The sequence below is a fragment of the Micromonospora sp. NPDC049799 genome (assembly GCF_040656655.1).
GTDB lineage: Bacteria > Actinomycetota > Actinomycetes > Mycobacteriales > Micromonosporaceae > Micromonospora.
In genome coordinates, this window is record NZ_JBFAMU010000562.1 from 1 (window position 1) to 2,982 (window position 2,982).

A 2,982-nucleotide genomic window follows, 5' to 3' on the forward strand; every position below is an offset into this window, starting at 1 on the left:
GACGACCGCGGCACCGCCACCGGCTCCTCCGGCCCCTCCGCCCCCGCCCCCGCCGGCCGCGCCGGCTCCGGGCGGCCCGGTGACCAGCCCGGTCAGCGTCCAGGTCACCACGGGCGACGTGGCGCTCTCGTCCGCGTACTGGAACGCGCGGTCGACGGTGACCAGCCTGCGGGTCACGGTCACCAACACGGGCCGCGTCGCCGAGGAGATCCGCCTCGCCTACACGCTGCCCGCCGGCGTGACCGACGCTGGCACGACGGGCTGCGCCGCGACCGGCGGCGGGGAGCACCGCTGCGGCGCGTGGACGAGCGAGCCGGGCGCGCGCTTCAGCACCACCCTGCGGGTCCGGGTCAGCGGTCAGGCCTGGCGGCAGATGCCCCTGAGCGGCTCGGTGCAGGTCACCGCGAGCGCGCTCGGCGGCGGCGGCACGGTGAGCGACAACGAGGGCTTCGCCGTCCTCTTCCCGCCCGGCCCGCCGGTTCCCGGGATCAAGCTACAAGCCAACGAGGTCGCCTTCGACATCAGCGGCGCGGCCAGCAGTCTGGCCGTCCTCCTGGGCAACACCGGCGCGGTGGACGCCGCCGGTGTGGTGGAGGTCGTCCTGCCGGCCGGGGTGACCGTGCCGGCGCCCCCGTCCGGGTGCGTCCCGGTCGACCCGACCCGTACGCGCTGCGACCTCGGCTCGGTGCCGGCGGGGCGTACCGCCGAGGTGCGGCTGCTGGTGACCGCGACACCGGAGGCGCAGCGCAACGCGCCACTGGCCGGGGCGGTGGTCGGAAAGCTCGACCCGCTCAGCGGCCGGGCCCGGCAGGTGCAGATGAGCTTCCGGATAACCGCGGCGGCGGCACTGGCGACCCCGGCGGCGTCCGAGCCCGCGCCGACCGGGTCCACGGGGGTGCTGGCGGCCGGCGCCGGGGCCGGTGCCGGCGGCGGGATGTCGTCGGTCCAGCGCACCGCGGTCATCCTCATCGGGATCTCGACGGTGCTGGTGGTGCTGGCCCTCGCGCTCGCGACGACCTCGCTGCGCCGACGGATGAACGCCCCCACCGACTGAGGTGCAAGGAAGGGCCCCCCGTTAACACCTGGCGTGGTACGGGGGGCCCTTCTTGACGCCGGTGCGAGGGCCGGCAGCGGTGGTCGTGATCTGGATTACGGCGCCCCGGGCAAAACGCCGCAGAAGCGGATGAAAGCCGGCTGATAGCGATCCCAGCGGGCGGACCTCCCGGCAGGTTGACCGGTAGATCCGACGTAGGCTCTGAAGTGAGTAACGACAGCGGGCCGGACAGCCACGGGCGGTGCGGTTACAGGGTGCGTCAAGGAGGTCACGTGGCCGGGCAAGGCGAGGTCACCATCGGATTCGGCCGCCCGTGCGATCGCACCGGGCGAAGCGAGGTGCAGGCGTGACCAAGCAGATCCGTCAACTCGACCGGGTCGTCATCCGGTTCGCCGGTGATTCCGGTGATGGCATGCAGCTGACCGGTGACCGTTTCACGTCGGAGACGGCCCAGTTGGGTAATGACATCTCCACGTTGCCGAACTTCCCGGCGGAGATCCGCGCCCCCGCCGGGACCCTGCCGGGGGTGTCGAGCTTCCAGGTGCACTTCGCCGACTACGACATCCTCACCCCGGGGGACGCACCGAACGTCCTGGTGGCGATGAACCCGGCGGCGTTGAAGGCCAACCTGGCAGACCTGCCGCGTGGTGCGGACATCATCGTGAACACTGACGAGTTCACGAAGCGGAACCTGGCGAAGGTGGGCTACCAGGTCAGCCCTCTGGATGACGATTCCCTCGCCGGGTATGCGGTGCACCCGGTCGCGCTGACGTCGATGACGGTGGGTGCTCTGGCGGAGTTGGCGGTGTCGAAGAAGGACGCCGAGCGGGCGAAGAACATGTTCGCGTTGGGTCTGCTGTCGTGGATGTACTCCCGGCCGTACGAGTCGACGCTGCGGTTTTTGGAGCGCAAGTTCGTCAAGCGTCCGGAGTTGGTGGCGGCGAACGTGGCGGCGTTCCGGGCCGGTTGGAACTTCGGGGAGACCACCGAGGACTTCGCGGTCCGGTACGAGGTGAAGCCGGCGAGGATGCCGGCGGGTACTTACCGCAACATCACCGGTAACGCCGCCCTGTCGCTGGGTTTGGTGGCCGCCGGTGTCCGGTCCGGGCTGCCGGTCTTTTTGGGGGCGTATCCGATCACGCCGGCGTCGGACATCCTGCACGAGTTGTCCAAGCACAAGCGGCTCAACGTGCTGACCATGCAGGCCGAGGACGAGATCGCCGCGGTCGGTGCGGCTTTGGGCGCCTCCTACGGTGGGGCGTTGGGTGTGACCACGACCAGCGGTCCGGGTGTGGCGTTGAAGAGCGAGACGATCTCCCTGGCGGTGGCGTTGGAGTTGCCGCTGGTGATCGTGGACGTGCAGCGGGCCGGCCCGTCCACGGGCATGCCGACCAAGACCGAGCAGGCTGATCTGAACATGGCCCTGTTCGGTCGGCACGGTGAGGCGCCGGTGGCGGTGATCGCGCCGAAGTCCCCGGCGGACTGCTTCGACGCGGCGTTGGAGGCGGCGCGGATCGCGGTGACCTACCGCACGCCGGTGATCCTGCTGTCGGACAACTACGTCGCCAACGGCTCCGAGCCGTGGCTGCTACCGGATGTCGAGTCCCTGCCCGACCTGCGGGTGGAGTTCGCGTCCACGCCCAACGGTGAGGACGGCACCACCTTCCTGCCGTACCTGCGGGACCCGCAAACCCTGGCCCGGCCGTGGGCCATCCCGGGCACCCCCGGCCTGGAGCACCGCATCGGCGGGCTGGAGAAGGCCGACAAGACCGGCGACATCTCCTACGACCCTGCCAACCACGACTTCATGGTCCGCACCCGCGCGGCCCGCATCGACAGCATCCCGGTGCCGGAGGTGGAGGTCGAGGACCCCGACGGTGACGCCCGGGTCCTCGTCCTGGGCTGGGGCTCCACCTACGGGCCGATCG

The 2,982-nt window shown here is 71.1% G+C and carries 2 protein-coding genes; both read left to right on the forward strand.

What is annotated here, in order from left to right:
* The coding region (locus AB0I76_RS26345; protein ID WP_357040753.1) for a hypothetical protein at positions 1-1,054 on the forward strand (1,054 nt) is incomplete at its 5' end.
* 346 nt (positions 1,055-1,400) lie between these two features.
* Positions 1,401-2,982 (forward strand): 2-oxoacid:acceptor oxidoreductase subunit alpha (locus tag AB0I76_RS26350; RefSeq protein ID WP_357040756.1); only part of this gene is annotated, 1,582 nt, incomplete at its 3' end.